The following is an 18,822-nucleotide window of genomic DNA, read 5'->3' as shown; positions in this document are numbered from 1 at the left end:
TATTTCGGATGTTGTTTGTTTCGTTTGTTTCGATTAGTATTAGAGCGCTGTAATTCACGAACTAAGAAACTGGAAAACTCATGACAAACTCAATTCTGGACAATGTCAGCCTTCCGGCTCAGAAGGAAATTGAGGCCGCTCTACGTGGACAAAGAGAACTGGCGACTTTTCTCTCCACAAAGCTGGAGACACAAGTCATATCCATTCAGGATGCAAACGACGAAACTCACCAAATCGAGTTGCCAACCTCAGCTTTAACGTTGCTAATGAAGGTGTTGGGAGAACTGGCCGTTGGAAATGCGGTGCAGGTCGTTCCGGTTCATGCTGAATTAACCACACAGGAAGCAGCCAATATCCTCAATGTCTCACGGCCTCATATGGTGAAACTATTGGAAGAGGGGAAGCTGCCATATCATAAAACTGGCCGCCATCGCCGCGTGCTTTTTGCAGACCTGATGCGCTATAAAGCTCAGCGCGAAAGTGAAAGTAATAATGCTATGCAGGAGTTGGCTGACTTAAGCCAAGGACTCGGTCTTTACTAATGACTCACTCGCCTTATCCGGTTGTACTTGATGCCTGTGTTATTTATCCAAACATGCTTCGTGACTTGCTTATGCGACTTGGACTAAGTGGTTTATACATGCCTAAGTGGACCGCGACTATCCATGATGAATGGCAACGAAACTTGGTTAAAAATATGCCTGAAGTCACGCCGGACAAGGTTAAGCGTATAGAAGTGCTAATGGACAAAGCGCTTCCTGATGCTCTTGTGACTGGTTTTGAGCCGCTGATTTCTGGGTTATCACTGCCTGATGAAGATGACAGGCATGTGGTTGCTGCGGCAATAAAATGTAATGCAGAAGTCATAGTCACGTTCAATTTAAAAGATTTCCCGGGCGAGAATTTGGATGCGCTGGAGATTGAGGCGATGCATCCGGATGAATTTATTTTAGATTTAATCGATCTGAATCGAGCGCTGGTTTTAAAGGCGGTGCGAGAGCAGCGTACAAGCCTTAAAAATCCAGCAATCGGTTCAGAGGAGTATCTTACCTCATTGTTAAAGCTTGGATTGCCAATGACGGTAAGAGCTTTGGAAGCTTATAGCTTCATGATTTAGCTCGCATAATGCGGGCAGCATTATTGATTTATCTGTTGCGTCTGCTTTAACTCTCCATCACCCAATGCCCGGCGCTCACCTCGCGATAGCGCCGTGTTTCCGGCACAAACCCCAGAGCGCGCACCGGGCTTTTCAGCTCGCTAACGTCCATATGGCGCTTGAGATGACGTCGAGCTGGATCTGGAACCGGCACCGATGACAATAACTTGCGCGTGTAGTCATGCTGCGGATTCTCAAAGATCGCGGCGCGCGGGCCGATCTCGACAATCTCGCCCAACAGCATCACCGCCACGCGATGGCTGATGCGTTCCACCACCGCCATATCGTGCGAAATAAACAGATAAGACAGCCCTAGGCTGCTCTGCAGATCCAACAGCAGATTAATAATCTGCGCTTTGACAGTCACATCCAGCGCAGAGACGGATTCATCGGCAATAATCATTTTGGGGTCGAGCATCAATGCACGGGCAATACAGATGCGCTGGCGCTGACCGCCGGAAAACTCATGTGGATAACGTTTCATCATCGCCGAAGACAAACCCACACGTTCCATCAACTCCGCCGCCTTTTCCCGAGCAGCCTGTTTAGTGCCGAGCTGATGTTGCAGATAAGGCTCGGTCAGGGCTTCGAGAATCGACATCCTTGGATTAAGGCTGGCGAACGGGTCCTGAAATATCATCTGCATCGCCCGACGTAACTGGCGCAGTTCGCTGGAGGAGAGATTTAGCACGTCATAACCGTCGAAAGCGATCTCGCCGGCATCGGCTTTCACCAGCCGGGTGAGGGAGCGACCGGTGGTGGATTTTCCACAGCCGGATTCACCGACCAGCGACAAGGTTTCGCCGGGCATCAGATCGAAAGAGATATTCTCCACCGCATGCACCGCACCGGTTTTGCGGCTTAACAGCCCTTCGTGGATGCTGAACCGGGTGCTGAGGTTTTTCACCGACAGCAGCGGCTGTTGCGAAGCGGGGCGCTCAGGTAGCAGTGCCACCGCATCACCTTTCAGCGCAAACTTCTGCGGCCCCGAAATGCCACGCATCGCGCCGAGCTGCGGCACGGTAGCGATCAGCGTGCGCGTATAATCCGCCGCTGGCGCCGAGAAAATGTCCGCCGTGGTGCCGGTTTCCATCACATCACCTTGATACATCACCAGCGTGCGATCCGAGACTTCTGCCACTACGCCCATATCGTGGGTGATAAACAGTACCGCGGTGCCTTCCTCTTCCTGCAATGTCTTAATCAGGTCGAGAATTTGCCCCTGGATAGTGACATCCAGTGCGGTCGTCGGCTCATCGGCAATCAGCAGTTTTGGCCGCAACGCCAGCGCCATGGCAATCATCACACGCTGGCGCATGCCGCCGGAAAAGTGATGCGGATAATCATCGAAGCGTTTAGCGGCATTAGGAATGCGCACTTTCTCCAGCAGCTTCACCGTCTCTTCCCGCGCCGCCCGCTTACTGATGTTGCGATGGTTGATCAGGACTTCAGCGATCTGGTGACCAATGGTGAAAGAGGGGTTGAGGCTGGTCATCGGCTCCTGAAAAATCATCGCCACGGCGTTGCCACGAATATCGCGCATCGCTTTTTCGCTCAGATTCAGCAGGTCCACGCCGTTCAGCAGCACTTTGCCGGTCACGCGCGCGTGGCGCATATTCAGCAAGCGCATAATCGCCATCGACGTCACGCTTTTGCCCGAACCCGACTCCCCGACAATCGCCAGCGTCTCACTGGCGTTGATGGTCATCGATACGTTCTTCACTACCTCACGCCACTGATCGTCATGGCGAAACGCAACGGTGAGGTTTTCTACCTGCAAGACCGGCTCGTGACTCATTTGGCCGCCACAAAGCGAGCCGAACGGGTGCTGACCGGCAGAAATTCAAAGTCAGTGTCGAAAGGATAGGCAGGCTGCAGTTTACGTTTACGCGCCAGACGTTCGACGTACTGATCCACCACGCCTTCAGACAGCGCCATCAGGTTAGGATTAGCAAGTGGTGCCAGTTCCGGTGACAGATAACCCGATTTCACCACCACAATTTTTGCCTGCGCAGGATGAAGCCCCAGCAATTCAAAATCAGCGATATTGTGATAAGGGCGACGACGATCGGCGACCACCACCGTAATGCCGCCGGTTTTCAGCAGCGCCTGTTTAGCCAGCGAACGCGCATCATCACTCACCAGCAGGACTTCAAATTCTGCAGTAACTTTCCCCCCTGCGGGATCGAGCGTGGCACCGATCGTCAGAGTGAGTTTCGCCCCAACGCCTGCCGCAAAAGCAGCATCGGTGGCCGGTTTATCGGTGATTCCGGCGACGATCACATCCTGCGCGCCCTGGCGAATCAACTCTGCCAGCAGATTGGCACGATCGCCCACGCCACCACCGGTCGGGTTATCGCCCGAGTCGGCCAAAATCACCGGTGCAGTTTCACTGGCGATGGCCATTTTCACGCACTCTTCGGTGCTGCCTGTGACGCAGCCGAAGACAAACTCGTCGCGCGCCTGCCAGTATGCCAGCGCCAGTTTTGCTGCCTGTTCGGAAAGCACATCGGCGTCGGTACCGGTCATGATCGCCGCCGCAGTGGCGCGCGGTTCATCGGCCCAGACATAGCCGACCATCAGCGACGCATCCCAAATGTGGTCGATTTCATTGATACGCGGCAAACGCGCATACAAACTTTTTGCCGGTTCATCTTCGGTACTGGTGCGCTCACCGGGCAGCACCACCGGAATCGGTGCCCAAATCACACCGGGTTTCACGCCGGTTTGCAGGCTTTTCACCAGCATCGACACGGATCGACGCATGGTTTCTTCCACATCGATGTGCGGCGCCGTGCGATAGGTTGAGAACATATCAATGGCATCGATGATGCGCTGCGTCACGTTGCCATGCAGATCGTAACTGACGGTGATCGGACAATCCGGGCCGACCAGTTCGCGCGTGGCAGTAATCCAGTCACCTTCGGCATCTTCCATCCCTTCCACATACACCGCGCCGTGCATGGCGAGGTAGACGCCGTCCACCGGCAGCTGGGCTTGCAGACGGGTGAGAAAATCCTGCCTGAAGTCATCATAAGTGACCCGCGCCACCGGGCCACCGGCGATGGCGCGCGCATGGAAGGTCGGCAGAAATTCGGCATCGTAATTCTGCAGGAAAGCAAAGTAGGGGTTGGTCAGCAGATCGTCACCGCGCACGATGCGGAAGTCGTCGGCATAGTTCAGCACCGGGTTATACGTACTGCACTCCGTATGAATGCCACCAAAAGCAATGCGCATACAGCCTCCGCTAGTCGGGTAATTGAATGATAAATCGATATGCTGCCACGCTTGCCGCGGCGCGCGCCCAGCTCTGTTCGCTGATCACGATGCTGGAAATCGGGGTTTTGCCCATAATCGACGGCAACACGTGGCTATCGATGGATTGCATCACCACGGTTTTCAGTAAGCCGTCAAAAGCATCGGGTTGATGTGCGATGACGATCAATTCGGGATCGTTCATCTGAATAATGTTGGCGATCGAGAGGCCCAGCGCGTGACCAGCCTGATGCAGAATGGCGATGGCGGCACTGTTGCCTTTCACCGCCAGCGCTTCCAGTTCGGCGATGGTTTGGCTCTCCAGTGCTTTATCGCGCATGCTCTCGCGAATCGCGGTCAGCGAGGCGAGAGTATCCAGGCAGCCGCGTTTGCCGCATCGGCAAGGGCGTCCGCCGGGTTCGATGGTGCAGTGGGCGATTTCACCGGCCCCGCCGTGTGCGCCGCGATGCAGTTGACCCTGGAAGAAGTGTGCGGAACCGATGCCGTCACCATGGGAAATCAGGGTGAAGTTGCGCGCTTTTTTCGCCACGCCGAAGATCTTCTCGCTGACGGCCAGCGCTTTGGCATCGTTCTCCAGCGAGACGTCCAGCCCGGTTTGCTGTTTGAGCATGTCGGCCAGCGGGACATTCTTCCAGCCCAGAAGCGCTGATTGCACGCAAATTGCCTGATTTTCATCGACAAATCCGGAGAGCGTAACGCCCAGGCCAATTAATTGATCGGCTGAAATGCCTTTCTGCGCAATCAAATCGGGAATCGCTGCTGCTAGCGTCACAGTCAGCTGTTGGGGATCAGGATCGAGTGGCATGTGCGTGCTCGCCAGCACCAGTCCATGCATATCAATCAGCACTAAAACGACGTACTCGCCGAGTAGCGAGGCGCCGAGAAAATAGGCGCTGTCAGCACGCATTTTTAATAATACCGATGGCCGACCCTGACCACTGGATTCCGCCAGGCTCTCTTCCAGCAATCCGGCATTCAGCATCTCTTTGACCAGTGGGCTAATCGCGGCTTTGCTCAACTTCATATTTTCCGCAATAGCAGTGCGGCTCATGCCGTGCGAGGCAATAAGCAGACGCAAAATTTGCTGCTGGTGGGCATTGAGCATGTTGGTTCTCACTGCATTAGCGATATGACCTGACAATAATGAGGCTGGAAAACAAATTCAACGATATTTAGTTAATTTTCTGAACGCAGATCTAACTATAAGTAAAATATATGAACTTACGTATTGGCTTTTGTTCAGAGAGTGTGCCTTATATAGCGTTGTTAATTCACCTAACATTTCAATGATTCATTGAGGGCCTTCATGCAAAGCACATTCAAGCATTTAAAGGTACTGACGCTGGCCGGTTGTATCATGGCGTCACTGGCAAGCTCGGCGGCAATGGCCAGCCAGCTGGTGATTATGCAAAACGAACCGCCACGCAGCATGGATCCGGGCAACCAGACCGCTACCTTTACCGGCACGGTGCTCGATCCCATGTATGAAGGCCTGACGCGTCTGGGTGATGACGGCAAGATTATCCCTGCGCTGGCGCTCTCCTGGAGTGCGGATAGCAGCGGATTACACTGGACATTCAAGCTTCGCCCCAATGTGAAATTCCACGATGGCACGCCGTTTAATGCCGATGCGGTAGTGGAAAACTTCCAGCGCCATTTGGATACCAAACGCGGTCTGGCGGGCAGCGGTAAAGTTCGCACCTTTATTCAGGATGTGAAGAAAACCGATGATTTAACGGTTGAGTTTGAGCTGAAAAAAATCAATCCCGCCTTTTTAACCGTGCTGGCATCGGGACCAGGATTAATGGTCAGCCCTACCGCAGATAAAGCAGGCAGCATCAATAATAAAGCGGACGGCACCGGGCCTTATAAGCTGGAACAATATAAATCTGGCGAATATGTGCTGGAGAAAAAGAACAGCGATTATTGGGGTCAATCAAACGGCCCTGATGAAATTAAATGGACGTGGAGCAGTGAGCCTTCCGTGATGAATATGGCGCTGCAATCCGGCCAGGTCGATATTATTAACCCGGTGCCACCGCAATTCGCCGGCATGTTGAAAAACAATGCCAACGTTAATTTAAAACAGTCGCCGGGTGCGGCCGTGTTCTGGGTGGATCTGAATACGCAAAGCAAAGCGTTGAGCGACGTGCGCGTGCGTCAGGCGCTGAACTTTGCTACCGATCAGCAGGCGCTGGTGAAAGCCATCATGTTTGGTTATGCACAGCCGGCTAACTCTTCACTGGCACCGGTCGATGCCAACTACGATAAGAATCTGAAGGATTATCCTTACGATGTGCAGAAAGCCAAAGACTTGCTGAAAGCGGCGGGTTACCCGGATGGCTTTAGCATGTCAATTGCTGTTCAGGCACCCGATGCGCGCACCGCGCAGGTGTTGCAGGGGCTGTGGGCTAAAATCGGCGTGAAGTTGAATGTGCGCCAGATGGAAAGCGGCGTCTGGACCAAAGCCGCCTTCGCCGATGCCAAAGAGAAAGCCCAGCAGGGCACTGATGCAGTATTGGCGTCGTGGTCATCCGGTTTATACGGTTCCGACTTGCAGCTGCGCCCGCTATATCACAGCGCCAGCTTTGCACCGGGCGGCGCGAACCTCGGCTTCTTTAGTGATAAGCAAACTGATGACCTGATCGATACCGCCGCCTCCACGCTTGACGATGCGAAACGCAAAGATCTCTATTTCCAGGCACAGAAACAGATCAGCGGGCTGGCTCCGCAGGTGCTGCTGTTCTATCAGGATGATCTCTACGCCTCGCGCAAAAACATCAGCGGCGTCACCATGCAGCCTGGCGGACAGATTGTGGTTCGCGATGCAGTGAAGAACTGATAGATGAAAGCGTATGTCGCGAAAAAGGTGCTCTCGCTGCCGCTGATTATTTTCGGTGTGTCGATCATCGTATTTATCGCCATCCGCGCGTTGCCGGGGGATCCGGCACGCCTGATGGCGGGCCCGGAAGCGCCGCAGGAAGCGGTGGATAACATGCGCATCCGGCTGGGTTTGGATCAGCCGCTGCCGCTGCAGTACATCAAATTTGCTACTGAAGCACTGCACGGCAATCTGGGGGAATCGTTGCAGTCACAGCGCCCGGTAATCACCGAAATCAGCGAGCGTTTGCCCTACACCTTGTCGCTGGCGGCGCTGGCCTATCTGCTGGCGATTGCTATCGGCGTGCCTGCGGGCATGACCGGGGCGATCTATCGCCAGCGTATTCCCGATCAAATCGTGATGGTGCTGACCATTGCGGGCGCATCGATAGCCAACTTCTGGCTCGCGCTGCTGGCGATGAACTACTTTGCGGTGGAACTCGGCTGGTTGCCGCTGTTGGGCGCGGACTCCTGGAAGAACTACGTGATGCCGACCGTCACGCTGGCGATTTTACCCATGGCGATGATTGCCCGCATGACACGCTCCAGCATGCTGGATGTGCTGAGTCAGGACTATATTCGTACCGCCAAAGCCAAAGGCTTATCGTCGGCGAATATTCACTGGAAACATGCGCTGCGCAACGCCTTGATCCCGATTGCCACCATCGTCGCACTTAACTTCGGTAGCCTGATTGGTGGCGCCGTGGTGACGGAGTCGGTGTTTAACTGGCCAGGCATTGGCCGCCTGCTGGTGGATTCGGTGAAGTACCGCGACTACCCGGTGATTCAGGGCGTGACGCTGGTGGCGGTCACCGGCGTGGTGCTGATGAACCTGGTGGGTGAAATATTGATTGGCCTGCTCAATCCAAAAATAAGGTTCGACTGATGAACAGCCTCGATACCTCTTTGCTGCCGACACGATCGCGCCGTCGCCAGTTCCTGCGCATGCTACAAAACAATCCGTCGATAGCGATTGGCGGCGGATTGGTGCTGCTGGTGGTGCTGGCCGCGGTGTTAGCACCGCTGTTAACCCATTGGGATCCGATCGAACAGGATCTGCTGAACACCTTGCAGGCTCCCTCTGCTGCGCACTGGTTTGGCACGGACGACTATGGCCGCGACATCTTCGCCCGCGTGATTTATGGCGCGCGCATCACGCTGTTCGAGGTTTGTCTGAGCGTGGCGATTTCGATGGTGATTGGCATTCCGCTTGGCATCATCTCCGGTCTGGCAGGACGCAAAATCGATGCGCTGATTATGTGGGTGATGGATATTATTTTCGCCTTTCCTGGCATCGTACTGGCGATTTTGATTGTTAGCGTGCTGGGCGAGGGACTGGCCAATATGCTGATTGCCATATCGCTATTCTCGATTCCGGTCTATGCGCGCCTCAGTCGTAACCTGACGCTCGGCCTGAAAAACATTGAGTACATCGAAGCCGCACATATGTTGGGCGTGCGCTATCCGCGCATCATCACCCATTACATTCTGCGCAACTCAATCGGACCGCTGATTGTGCAATCGACGCTGACGGCGGGCGCAGTGGTGCTGTCGGCGGCCAGCTTGTCGTTTCTGGGGTTAGGCGTGCAACCGCCGATGCCGGAGTGGGGCACCATGATGAGTGATGGACGCAACTTCCTTGGGCTGAATATTTACGTGTCGCTGTTCCCCGGACTGGCGATTTTGATTACTGTGCTTGGCTTTAATGTGCTGGGCGACGGCCTGCGTGATGTGATGGATAAACGTTTATGAGTACAACACCGGCAGTGATCTGCCTCGATCTGGGCGGTTCGTTCGTGAAGTTGGGTGTAATGGATGCGCAGCAGCAGCTGACGATCCTCGATCAGCAAAAAATCCCGGCAGACAGCTGGCCGGATTTTACCGCGCTGGTGAGCCGCATGATCCAACAACATCAGCATTTCAGCACGGATTCACCGCTGGCGATCTCCACTGCGGGCATCGTGGCACCGGATAGCGGTGAGATGTTTGCCAGTAACATCCCAGCCTTTCATCAACGCAACCTCAGCCAGGCGCTGGGAGAGTTACTGCAACGTAAAGTGATCGTGCATAACGATGCCGACTGCTTCACTTTCGCGGAAGCGCAGGCAGGTGTGGGCAAAGGGCACAAAGTGGTGTTTGGCGCCATTCTCGGTTCCGGCGTCGGCGGCGGTTTGGTGGCAGATGGGCGAATCATCACCGGACAGAATGGCCTGACGGGTGAATGGGGCCATGGTCCGATTACGCTGACCGAAGTGGACATTGAAGGCGAGACAATACGCTTGCCGCGCCAGCCTTGTCCCTGCGGTCAAAAAGGCTGTCTCGATAGCTACGGCGGCGCGCGCGGGCTGGAGAATCTCCATCGCACTTTGCATGACGTTAATGCGAGCAGCATCGACATTATCGCCGGCTGGCAACAGCAGGAAGTGCAAGCTAATCGCACCGTTCAGGTGTGGTTACAACTGGTGAGTCAGCCGCTGGCTTACACTATCAATATCACCGGTGCATCGTTGGTGGCGGTGGGCGGAGGATTGGCTTCGGTGACAGCGTTGATGGAAGCATTGAATGAGGAAGTGCAGCGTTATGTGTTGCGCAGCACTCAGCATCCTTTGGTGGTGCCCGGCGCGTTTGCCCATAACGGCGGAATGATCGGCGCGGCGCTGCTGGCGCGGCAGGTTGCTTAACGAAAATGCACACACTGCAGCGGTGCCGGTCAACATACCCTTGCTTTGCGCCGTGTTGGGCGCAAGGCGGCTAATCAACGATTAATTAGCAGCCACATAATTCTCTGCCATCGAATTTTCATTTAAATCAGTTATCATGTTCCGCTAAATCCTTTCAGTCTCAACGATGGTGGCCTTCAATGCCGCCACGATTGTGATTGGATTCTTCACCTGCGTTACTGGAAAACCATGTCATCTGCACAACCTCAACTTAATCAGCTGCCGGAGCAGGCATCGCTGCCACGCGCCAGTGTGCTCAAAGCGCTGTTTGCGCTCGGCACCGGTGGCTTTGCCATTGGTACCGGCGAATTCGTCATCATGGGCCTGCTGCCCGATGCCGCCACCGGCCTCAATGTTTCTATCCCTACGGCGGGCCACCTGATCAGTATCTACGCGCTGGGCGTGGTGATCGGCGCACCGCTGTTGGCTGTGCTCGGTGCTCGCGCTTCACGTCGTAACTTCCTGATGACGCTGATGGGCCTGTTTGCCGCGGGTAACCTCTTTAGCTCGGTAGCACCGGGTTACTACTCAATGCTGCTGGCGCGTTTCCTCGCCGGTTTCCCGCACGGCACGTTCTTTGGTGTCGCCGCATTGGTCGCTGCTGGATTGGTGGAGCGCAGAAAACGTGCTCAGGCCGTTTCGATGGTGCTATTTGGCCTGACGATCGCCAACCTGCTTGGCGTGCCTGCGGTTACCGCGATTGGACAGGTGTTTGGCTGGCGTGAAGCGTTCGCCATTGTTGGCGTATTAGCGCTGTTGACCATGGTGCTGGTGGGCATGTGGGTGCCGAACGTGGCGGGTGACAAAACCGCCAGTCCGTTGCGTGAACTCTCGGCGCTGACGCGCAAGCAGGTGTTGCTGACGCTGGCGATTGGTGCGATCGGCAGCGGCGGCTTGTTCTCGGTGTTCAGCTACGTGAAACCTACGCTGACCGAACTGGCACAAATGCCAGTGAGTTGGATTCCGGTGGTGCTGGCGCTGTTTGGACTCGGCATGATTATCGGCAACGTGGTGGGTGGTCGTCTGGCGGATCGTGGACTGGAGAAAACCATTCGCATGGTGCTGATCTGGTCGGTGCTGGTGCTGAGTGCCTTTGTGTTCACCGCGCACTATGCGTTTGCCGGTTCACTCAACGTGATGCTGGTCGGTACCATGGTGGCGCTGGCGAGCGTGCTGCAAATCCGATTAATGGATGTGGCGGGCGATGCGCAGACCATGGCGGCGGCGCTAAATCACTCGGCATTTAACCTGGCGAATGCGCTCGGCGCATGGCTGGGTGGCGTGACCATTTCTGCGGGCCTTGGCTGGCAGTCTACGGGTTGGGTCGGTGCGATTCTGGCGGTGTTGGGCTTGTTGATTCATGGTATCGCGGTGCGCGATGCACGGAGAAAGTCGATTACGTTTGCGCATGAAAGCGCCTAGTTGATTCTTATCGGGCGGCCATCAGGTCGCCCGTTTCATTATCCTGCCAACTTTTCCTGCAAAAACGCCATAAATACTCGATTCACTTCGCTGCGCTGACGATGCTGTGGATAGAGCGCGTTCAGGTTAAGTGAGGAAGGCTGCCACTCATCCAGCACGATCATCAAATCACCGCTGGCTAAGGCCGGTGCCACGATAAACTCCGGCAGCAGAATCAGCCCCAATCCGGCCACCGCCGCATCACGTAACATCTCACCGTTATTGCTCACCATCGGGCCTTGCACCGCCATCACCTTGCGTTGTTCACCGTTAAACAGTTCCCAGCCGGTCTGACTCTCACGGCCGTAACGCAGGCAAGCGTGATGGAGCAGATCCTCCGGTTCACGTGGTGCGCCCGCGCCCTGAATGTATGACGGACTGCCGCAGATCACGCGGCGAAATACGCCCAGATGTTTGGCGATCAAGCTTGAGTCGGGCAGGGTGCCAATACGGATCGCCATATCAAAGCCTTCACCGACCATATCGACGTAGCGGTCCGCCAACTCCACCTGGAACTGCAATCCGGGGTGCTGACTGAGGAACTCGGCGATATACAGTGACAAATGGCTGATGCCAAACGACATCGGAACACTAAGACGAAAGCTGCCTTGCAACACCTGTTGCCGGCCAGATACCGCCTGCTGGGCTTCCTGCACATCATCGAGAATACGTTGCGCATGTTGGGCAAAGAGTTGGCCGTTATCCGTCACCGACAGTTTACGCGTGTTGCGATTCAGCAGACGCGCACCGAGTGATTCCTCCAGCGCGGCAATACGGCGGCTGACGTATTGCTTCGACAGCATCAACTGTTCGGCGGCGGCGGTGAAGTTACCGGCTTTAATTACTGCGACATAAATACGAAGATCTTCTATCTGCATATTGTCCACTTTTCGGTGACAGTCATTGTCAGTTTAGCGCATTGTTGGGCAAATTAGTTTACGTATACTTGTCCTCATTCGGAAGGGCAAGCGTCTTTCCACCGCACATTTGAGGAGCAAACCATGATTGAACAACGTCTGTCAGAACAACGCGGAGTGGGTGACCACGGTTGGCTGAATTCACATCACACTTTTTCCTTCGCGAATTACTGGGATCCTAAACAGACCGGCTTCTCCGATCTGCTGGTAATCAATGACGACCGTGTCGCACCGGGTCGTGGCTTTGGTGCGCATCCACACAACAATATGGAGATCATCTCCTATGTGCTGGACGGCGCGCTGGAGCATAAAGATTCAATGGGCACCGGTTCGGTGATCGTCCCCGGTGATGTGCAGTTGATGAGCGCGGGTAGCGGTGTGACGCACAGCGAGTTCAACCACTCGAAAAGCGACAACGTGCACTTCCTGCAAATCTGGATTGTACCGGGCGAGCGCAACACCCAGCCGGGCTATCAGCAGATCTCCGTGCCAGAGAGCGAGAAACGCGGGCAACTGCGTTTGATTATTTCGCCGGAAGGGCAAGAGGGCAGCCTGAGCGTACGTCAGGATATCCGCATCTATGCCGGTTTCTTTGATGGTGCTGAGCAGCAGACCTTCGCACTGGATGCCGATCGTTACGCCTATATTCATGTGGCGCGCGGCAGCATCGAAGTTAACGGTGTGAAATTCAAAGAAGGTGACGGTGCGCGAGTGCGTAATGAGAGCGCATTGCACTTCGCCCATGGTGATAACGCAGAGGTGCTGCTATTCGACCTGCGTCCGCTGGAAGTGAATCATCCACAGCGTTAAAACAAGCCAGGGCGTCTTAACGGACGCCCTGAAGCCTATGCGTTTTGCTTGCTTAACGTCGGCATGAATGAGCAACACAATGCTGCCTATGTCGCGCTGACCGGTTTGCTTAAGCTTCAGTGAGCTTTCAATCAAGCTTCCATCTTGATGGCGAGTTGAAGAAGGGACGTACCAGGGTTCGCCCCTTATCAGCACCGCCTTACAACAGCGACTGCGGTGCGACCGGTTTGCCGGTTTTCAATGACTCGAGCGCTGCATCCGCCAGCAACAACGCCTGCAACCCATCATTCCCGCCGGGGTACTGGCCTTCGCCTTTTGCCAGCGCCTCAATGAGGGTCGCCAGTTCATTGCGGTAAGCATCGGCATAACGCTGCAGGAAGAAGTGCTGCGGCTTCTGTGCCACCACGCCATTTGCCACGGATTTCACCAGCTGTGATTCCAGCTGATTCGTTACCTGCAACATCCCTTCGCTGCCGTGTACTTCAATACGCTGATCGTAGCCGTAGCTGGCACGACGGCTGTTGGTGATCACCGCCATCTTGCCGCTGGCGCAAGTGAGGGTGACAACGGCGGTATCGACATCGCCCAGCGCTTTAATTTCGGGATCAACCAGCGCCGCCGCGCTGGCATATACCGATACCGGCTCTTCATTTAACAACCAGCGCGCCATGTCGAAATCATGAATCGTCATATCACGGAACAGGCCGCCAGAGACTTTAACGTACTCGGCAGGCGGTGCGCCTGGATCACGCGAGCTAATGGTCACCAGCTCGGTTTCACCAATCTCGCCATCACGCAGACACGCCTGCAAATGCGCCATGCTCGGGTCAAAGCGACGGTTAAAGCCAACCATCAATGGCACGCCTGCTTCACGCACCGTGGCTAAACAGCTCTGCACGCGCTGCAAACTTAAATCCACCGGCTTCTCACAGAAGATGGCTTTTTTGGCGCGCGCGGCGGCTTCAATCAAATCTGCATGGGTGTTAGTGGCGCTGCAAATCGCCACCAGATCAACCGAACTGTCTGCCAGAATGGTGTCGAGATCTGCCACTTTGGCACCGTATTTCTCTGCCAGCACATTAGCAGCAGGGGCGTAGACATCCATCACATACGCCAGACGACATTGCGGATGCGCGGCGATATTCCCAGCGTGGATCTGTCCAATACGGCCAGCACCTAAGAGAGCAACATTGAGCATTTTTTAATTCCTATGAGGGCGACAGGTGATGGCGCTATTAAGCGTATTGGTGAAGTTTTAAGTCAAAGCAAAGCCTGAAACGGATGCTAAAAGGATGAGGCCGATCACATGAAAATTTGAGGTTAATGACCTCAAATATATGTTTGTTCGCTGGATTCATGGAGTTATAACAATTTGATTATCAGTGACTTATCAAGCTACTGTTTCATCCATGAGGTGAAGGACATCAGGAAATATCATGACGCTGCAAAACTGGAAATCGCCATCCATTAAAGCCATCGCGCAGGAAGCGGGCGTGAGTCCTGCCACCGTTGACCGTGTGCTCAATGGCCGGCAAGGCGTGCGCGAGGTGACGCGCAAGAAAGTTGAAAATGCCATGGTGCGGTTAGGACTGAGTGGCACAGAAGACCCTCGCGGAGCGGCAAAGCGTATCGCGATTGTGTGTGAATCCGGCACCAGCTTTGTCGCGCAGCTTGAGTTTCATGCACGCGCGGTAATGCGCGAGCGTCCGCAACTTCACATCACACTGGATACGTTGCCGAGTGCGCAATTCCACGCTGACCGCTTTAGCAAGCTGATTGAACGCCGCGCTACTGAAGCCAGCGGCATTATTCTGGTGTGTCGCGATGACGTGAAGATCAACCGTGCGGTTAAAGCCGCCATTGATGATGGTGTGCAGGTGATTTGCCTCACCAGCGATCTGCCCAATTCGCGGCGTACTGCTTATGTGGGTATCGATCAGACCGCTTCAGGCGCGACTGCCGGTTGGTTTATGGGCCGCATGCTGCCGCCGCAGCAACCAGGCAATATTCTGCTGATTTGCAGTTCGACCTATCGCACCCAGGAGGAGCGCGAGATCGGCTTTCGTCGCGTGCTGCGAGAGGCTTTCCCGTGGCTGACGATTCGCGACCGCGTCAACATTAACGACGAAGCCGCAACCGCCTGGCACAGCGTGAAAAAGTGGCTGGAAGAGGGCAAACCGCTGGCCGGAATTTACAACACGGCGGGCGGCAACGAAGGCGTAGCTAAAGCGTTAGAGGCATTTGGTGTACAGGATCAGGTGATCTTCGCCGGGCATGAGTTGAGTGAATCGAGTCGCTTGCTGCTGGAGAAAGGGACCATGGATATGGTGCTGGGGCATGACATGCGGCGCGAGATCGAGCAGTGCCTGGCGATATTTGAAAAGCCGCTGAGTGAGCGCTTGCCGGAGGATGTGAAAACGCCGCTGCTAATTTATCACCGCTATTCTTATTTTTCTTGAACTTCAATCAGCTAGATTTCCAGTACCCTTGAAACATGCTTATTTTCAGCATGGTGTTGAAATATTGTGCAGCTGACGTATCATGTAGTTATGTTTCTACATTCTCAGGAGGCTGTTATGGGTATCTCAACAATTTCGAGCCGTTCGTTCAATCAGCAGGTATCAGCTGCGAAAAAACTGGCGGAGGAAGGCCCTGTATACATCACTGATCGCGGAGAACCAGCCCACGTATTGATGACGTTTGAGGAATATAAAAAGCTAACGGGTACACGACGCAATATCCAGGATGCACTTGCTATGCCCGGTGTCGCTGATATCGATTTTGATCCTCAACGAGTGGACATAGACTTCAGGGATGTGGATTTTTCATGAGATATTTGCTTGATACCAATGTCATTTCGGAAATGCGTAAGGCAAGGACGCCCAAAATTGATCCACAAGTATCCAACTGGACGGATACGGTAGATGCGGGTGATATGTTCATATCAGCGATTACGATTATGGAGATCGAAAAAGGCATCCTTCAGGTGTTGCGAAAGGATGTGCGTCAGGGAGAAATGCTACGCGAATGGTTTGCATCAGTGGTATTACGTGAGTTTTCAGGCCGTGTACTGCCTTTTGATGCCGAAACTGCCATTTATTGTGCGAGCCTCCATGTACCCGACCAACGTTCCGCGAATGATGCAATGATCGCGGCCGCTGCCTTTCGTCATGATATGACTGTAGTTACGCGAAATACCAGGGACTTTGAAGGACTAGGCGTTATGTTGCTCAATCCATGGGAGTGGCAATAACATCATCAGAACACATTTAAGAACCAGAATAAAATAATAAGACTAATAAGACTAATAAGACTAATAAGACTAATAAGCGATATGTAGCTATTTTAATTGCAGGGTTATTTAATTGAACGAAATCCGGCGCTTTTATTGACCGGTATCTATCAGCCTCGTATTTCTTATATCCAGGTCAATAACTGTATTATCGAACTAAATGTCATTTACCAACGTCAATGAATTATTAATGCAGAGGGGCTGAGCCTTCATTTGCTCTGGCAGTTTATCCATGTCCAACCCCTTCGATTTCGTCCCTTGCGGCTTCAATCACCCGCTCTGAGTGTTTAGCCAACATATCCTGTGGGCGTTGACCACCAAGAAAGCTGTTCACTGACAAGAACCAGAACGCTATTCCCCAACCATCTTTATGATCTGCGAATATCTTCAGCACATCAGAGAGCGCTTTCAATGGTCGAAATTGCGTATTGCGATCCAGACCGTAATCCGGGAAGTAATCAATGCCATTGTGGTGAATCGCAAATATCTGGCCGCTTTTTTTCCATTTGTTCGGTTGAGCACTGGGATTGGTAGTACTCAAACCGGCTAACTGCGAGACGTCAGCGGCGGTTAACCAGTTCCCACTTTCCAACACGGCTTTACGTGCTTGCAACAGCATGGCCGCTTCTTTCATCAGGTGTGGTGAGGCAGGGGCCTTGGGCAGCATCGATCCAACCAATATCTCGAGTGACTGCTTCTCCTGCCACTCTTTAAAAACTTCAAACATGGTTAAAGCTACAGTAGAAATATTTTCTGTCAGCGCCCAGCCGCCGCAATCCGGTTGCTTGGTTTCCTACAAGATATAAGCGGCAGGGTGGAGAACGGCGGTAGACATCAAGTCGAAAGCAGGGCGCGCTTAAACGAGAAAATATGAGCACGGGCCGCATCGGCCGCGCGTTGCTTATCGCCAGACTTCAGCGCCTCAATAATCTCATTATGCTCCGCAATGACTTCATCCATATGGACAACATTGGACAACGTTGTCGCCCAAAAGCGCTGTGCCTGCGCATGAATCACACTCAGAATATCTGACAGCCGACTGTTTCCGGCGATATCGGCCAGCACCTGATGAAATTCGCGATCCAGCAACATCATTTCCTCGCGACTACGTGATTCGCTCGCTCTGGCGATTTGCTGGTTCAGTTCGCGCAGCTGTTGAATGTGTGAATCAATAACTTTCTGACTGGCTAGCTCAACACACAGGGTTTCATTGACCAATCTCACCTCAATTAACTCCAGTGCATCATCTATCGACAAAGGTGCCACCATCACGCCTTTGCGCGGGATGATCTGCAACAGCCCCTCGGTGGCCAGCCGATGAATCGCTTGATTGATCGGCGTCCGACCCATTGCCAAATCATCCATCACCTGAGCGGTATTTAAATACTCCCCTGGTTTGTAGCGAAGCGTGATGAGCTTGTGCCTGAACGCCAGATAAGCCTGTTCATTCAAAGAGAGGCTCTTTTCCCGGCTGGCTGGGTTCACATTTTCAGTAACTGACTCACTCATCACGACGTTCCTTTTTTTGCCAATGAGACATATTACACAAAAATCTGGCATGAAAATCGCTAGTTTGAAAACACAGTGAAATTTCACAGTGATTTTTCAAATGGAGATCATCACATGCACCTTCAGTTCACAACCGGCGATAAAGCCGCTAGCACGCTCGATGTCGAGGTTTCCCATTTCATTATTGCGGGTTGGGCCGGACGCGATAGTGATGCGGTGTTGCACCATATCAGGGAGCTTGAGGCTCTGGGTGTGCCCGCTCCCGGTGCAGTACCGTTGTTTTACCGCGTTGCGACCAATCAACTGAGCCAACAGCCACTGCTGGAAGTGGTCGGCGATGAAACCTCCGGGGAAGCTGAGCCCTTTGTGTTTTTCCATCGGGGCGAATGGTGGGTCTCCCTCACTTCAGATCACACCGATCGTTATCTGGAAACCTTCAGCGTTGCCCTTTCCAAACAGGCCTGTATTAAACCGGTTGCCAGTAAAGCCTGGCGCATGAGCGAGGTGGTTGAGCACTGGGATACGCTGGAGCTGACCTCGTGGATAAAAGAGCAGGGCGAGTGGGTTGTTTATCAGCAGGGCACGCTGGCCTCATTACTCACGCCGCAAGATCTACTGGCCCGCTATCTGAACGGCAACACCGCACAAGAAGGATTGGCAATGTCCTGCGGCACGCTGGGTGCGATTGGCGGTATTCGACCTTCCAGCGAATTTCGCATGGCGTTGCACGACCCGCGCCTGAATCGCACGCTTGAACACGCTTACTGCACTGGCGCGCTGCCAGTGGTCGCTTAAGGAGCA

General features: G+C 53.9%; 19 protein-coding genes. 12 read left to right on the top strand and 7 right to left on the bottom strand.

Annotated features, from left to right (window positions below; translation table 11 throughout):
• Nucleotides 1-80 precede the first annotated feature (80 nt).
• Together QMZ65_RS15810 and QMZ65_RS15805 are read left to right on the top strand one after the other, a co-directional pair.
• A complete protein-coding gene (locus QMZ65_RS15810) occupies nt 81-542 on the top strand; it encodes a helix-turn-helix domain-containing protein (RefSeq protein ID WP_097118777.1) in 462 nt (153 codons plus the stop codon).
• Entirely contained in the window at nt 542-1,117 is a 576-nt protein-coding gene (locus QMZ65_RS15805; protein ID WP_160834115.1) for a PIN domain-containing protein, read from the top strand. The genes QMZ65_RS15810 and QMZ65_RS15805 overlap by 1 nt, the downstream gene beginning before the upstream one ends.
• Nucleotides 1,118-1,163: 46 nt before the next feature.
• On the opposite strand, the gene QMZ65_RS15800 is transcribed toward QMZ65_RS15805, so the two are convergent.
• From QMZ65_RS15800 to QMZ65_RS15790, 3 genes are read right to left on the bottom strand one after another with little or no spacing between them, the layout of a single operon-like run.
• A complete protein-coding gene (locus tag QMZ65_RS15800; protein WP_283216315.1) occupies nt 1,164-2,954 on the bottom strand; it encodes an ABC transporter ATP-binding protein in 1,791 nt (596 codons plus the stop codon).
• Complete coding sequence (locus tag QMZ65_RS15795; protein WP_283216314.1) at nt 2,951-4,393, bottom strand: M81 family metallopeptidase; 1,443 nt, start codon at nt 4,391-4,393, stop codon at nt 2,951-2,953. The genes QMZ65_RS15800 and QMZ65_RS15795 overlap by 4 nt, the downstream gene beginning before the upstream one ends.
• A 10-nt stretch (nt 4,394-4,403) precedes the next feature.
• Complete coding sequence (locus tag QMZ65_RS15790) at nt 4,404-5,537, bottom strand: ROK family transcriptional regulator (protein ID WP_283216313.1); 1,134 nt, start codon at nt 5,535-5,537, stop codon at nt 4,404-4,406.
• 201 nt (nt 5,538-5,738) lie between these two features.
• On the opposite strand from QMZ65_RS15790, the gene QMZ65_RS15785 reads away from it, so the two are divergent.
• The 5 genes from QMZ65_RS15785 to QMZ65_RS15765 all read left to right on the top strand — a co-directional run bounded on the left by QMZ65_RS15785 (nt 5,739) and on the right by QMZ65_RS15765 (nt 11,454).
• A complete protein-coding gene (locus QMZ65_RS15785) occupies nt 5,739-7,274 on the top strand; it encodes an ABC transporter substrate-binding protein (RefSeq protein WP_160834113.1) in 1,536 nt (511 codons plus the stop codon).
• Nucleotides 7,275-7,277: 3 nt separating this feature from the next.
• Nucleotides 7,278-8,198, top strand: a complete 921-nt coding sequence (locus tag QMZ65_RS15780; RefSeq protein ID WP_283216312.1) for an ABC transporter permease — start codon at nt 7,278-7,280, stop codon at nt 8,196-8,198.
• Nucleotides 8,198-9,064, top strand: coding sequence for an ABC transporter permease (locus tag QMZ65_RS15775; protein ID WP_283216311.1), 867 nt, complete (start codon nt 8,198-8,200; stop codon nt 9,062-9,064). Before QMZ65_RS15780 ends, QMZ65_RS15775 begins: the two co-directional genes overlap by 1 nt.
• Complete coding sequence (locus tag QMZ65_RS15770) at nt 9,061-9,993, top strand: ROK family protein (RefSeq protein ID WP_097118785.1); 933 nt, start codon at nt 9,061-9,063, stop codon at nt 9,991-9,993. Before QMZ65_RS15775 ends, QMZ65_RS15770 begins: the two co-directional genes overlap by 4 nt.
• 228 nt (nt 9,994-10,221) lie before the next feature.
• Nucleotides 10,222-11,454, top strand: coding sequence for an MFS transporter (locus QMZ65_RS15765; protein WP_160834111.1), 1,233 nt, complete (start codon nt 10,222-10,224; stop codon nt 11,452-11,454).
• A gap of 38 nt (nt 11,455-11,492) precedes the next feature.
• Here QMZ65_RS15765 and QMZ65_RS15760 read toward each other — a convergent pair whose 3' ends face one another.
• Complete coding sequence (locus QMZ65_RS15760; RefSeq protein ID WP_283216310.1) at nt 11,493-12,371, bottom strand: LysR family transcriptional regulator; 879 nt, start codon at nt 12,369-12,371, stop codon at nt 11,493-11,495.
• Nucleotides 12,372-12,494: 123 nt separating this feature from the next.
• On the opposite strand from QMZ65_RS15760, the gene QMZ65_RS15755 reads away from it, so the two are divergent.
• Complete coding sequence (locus QMZ65_RS15755) at nt 12,495-13,220, top strand: pirin family protein (protein WP_211728665.1); 726 nt, start codon at nt 12,495-12,497, stop codon at nt 13,218-13,220.
• Between the two features lie 199 nt (nt 13,221-13,419).
• On the opposite strand, the gene iolG is transcribed toward QMZ65_RS15755, so the two are convergent.
• Nucleotides 13,420-14,418 carry an inositol 2-dehydrogenase gene (gene iolG, locus QMZ65_RS15750; protein ID WP_182057933.1) on the bottom strand — a complete coding sequence of 333 codons (999 nt, stop codon included), beginning with the start codon at nt 14,416-14,418 and terminating at the stop codon, nt 13,420-13,422.
• Between the two features lie 238 nt (nt 14,419-14,656).
• Here iolG and QMZ65_RS15745 point away from each other — a divergent pair, with 238 nt between their 5' ends.
• The 3 genes from QMZ65_RS15745 to QMZ65_RS15735 all read left to right on the top strand — a co-directional run bounded on the left by QMZ65_RS15745 (nt 14,657) and on the right by QMZ65_RS15735 (nt 16,473).
• Nucleotides 14,657-15,679 carry a LacI family DNA-binding transcriptional regulator gene (locus QMZ65_RS15745; protein ID WP_283216309.1) on the top strand — a complete coding sequence of 341 codons (1,023 nt, stop codon included), beginning with the start codon at nt 14,657-14,659 and terminating at the stop codon, nt 15,677-15,679.
• Nucleotides 15,680-15,796: 117 nt separating this feature from the next.
• Nucleotides 15,797-16,051, top strand: a complete 255-nt coding sequence (locus QMZ65_RS15740; RefSeq protein ID WP_034831240.1) for a type II toxin-antitoxin system Phd/YefM family antitoxin — start codon at nt 15,797-15,799, stop codon at nt 16,049-16,051.
• Nucleotides 16,048-16,473, top strand: a complete 426-nt coding sequence (locus QMZ65_RS15735; RefSeq protein ID WP_097118791.1) for a type II toxin-antitoxin system VapC family toxin — start codon at nt 16,048-16,050, stop codon at nt 16,471-16,473. The genes QMZ65_RS15740 and QMZ65_RS15735 overlap by 4 nt, the downstream gene beginning before the upstream one ends.
• A gap of 265 nt (nt 16,474-16,738) precedes the next feature.
• Here QMZ65_RS15735 and QMZ65_RS15730 read toward each other — a convergent pair whose 3' ends face one another.
• Both QMZ65_RS15730 and QMZ65_RS15725 read right to left on the bottom strand, forming a co-directional pair.
• Nucleotides 16,739-17,239 carry a hypothetical protein gene (locus tag QMZ65_RS15730; protein WP_283216308.1) on the bottom strand — a complete coding sequence of 167 codons (501 nt, stop codon included), beginning with the start codon at nt 17,237-17,239 and terminating at the stop codon, nt 16,739-16,741.
• Nucleotides 17,240-17,346: 107 nt separating this feature from the next.
• Nucleotides 17,347-18,021 carry a GntR family transcriptional regulator gene (locus QMZ65_RS15725; protein WP_097118793.1) on the bottom strand — a complete coding sequence of 225 codons (675 nt, stop codon included), beginning with the start codon at nt 18,019-18,021 and terminating at the stop codon, nt 17,347-17,349.
• Nucleotides 18,022-18,135: 114 nt separating this feature from the next.
• On the opposite strand from QMZ65_RS15725, the gene QMZ65_RS15720 reads away from it, so the two are divergent.
• The gene (locus QMZ65_RS15720; protein WP_211728660.1) at nt 18,136-18,816 is read left to right on the top strand and encodes a DUF2848 domain-containing protein; all 681 of its coding nucleotides are present in this window, start codon (nt 18,136-18,138) and stop codon (nt 18,814-18,816) included.
• Nucleotides 18,817-18,822 lie beyond the last annotated feature (6 nt).

Source organism: Pantoea sp. EABMAA-21 (assembly GCF_030053335.1).
GTDB classification, from domain to species: Bacteria; Pseudomonadota; Gammaproteobacteria; order Enterobacterales; family Enterobacteriaceae; genus Pantoea; species Pantoea communis.
This window is presented reverse-complemented; position numbering and strand designations above follow the sequence as displayed.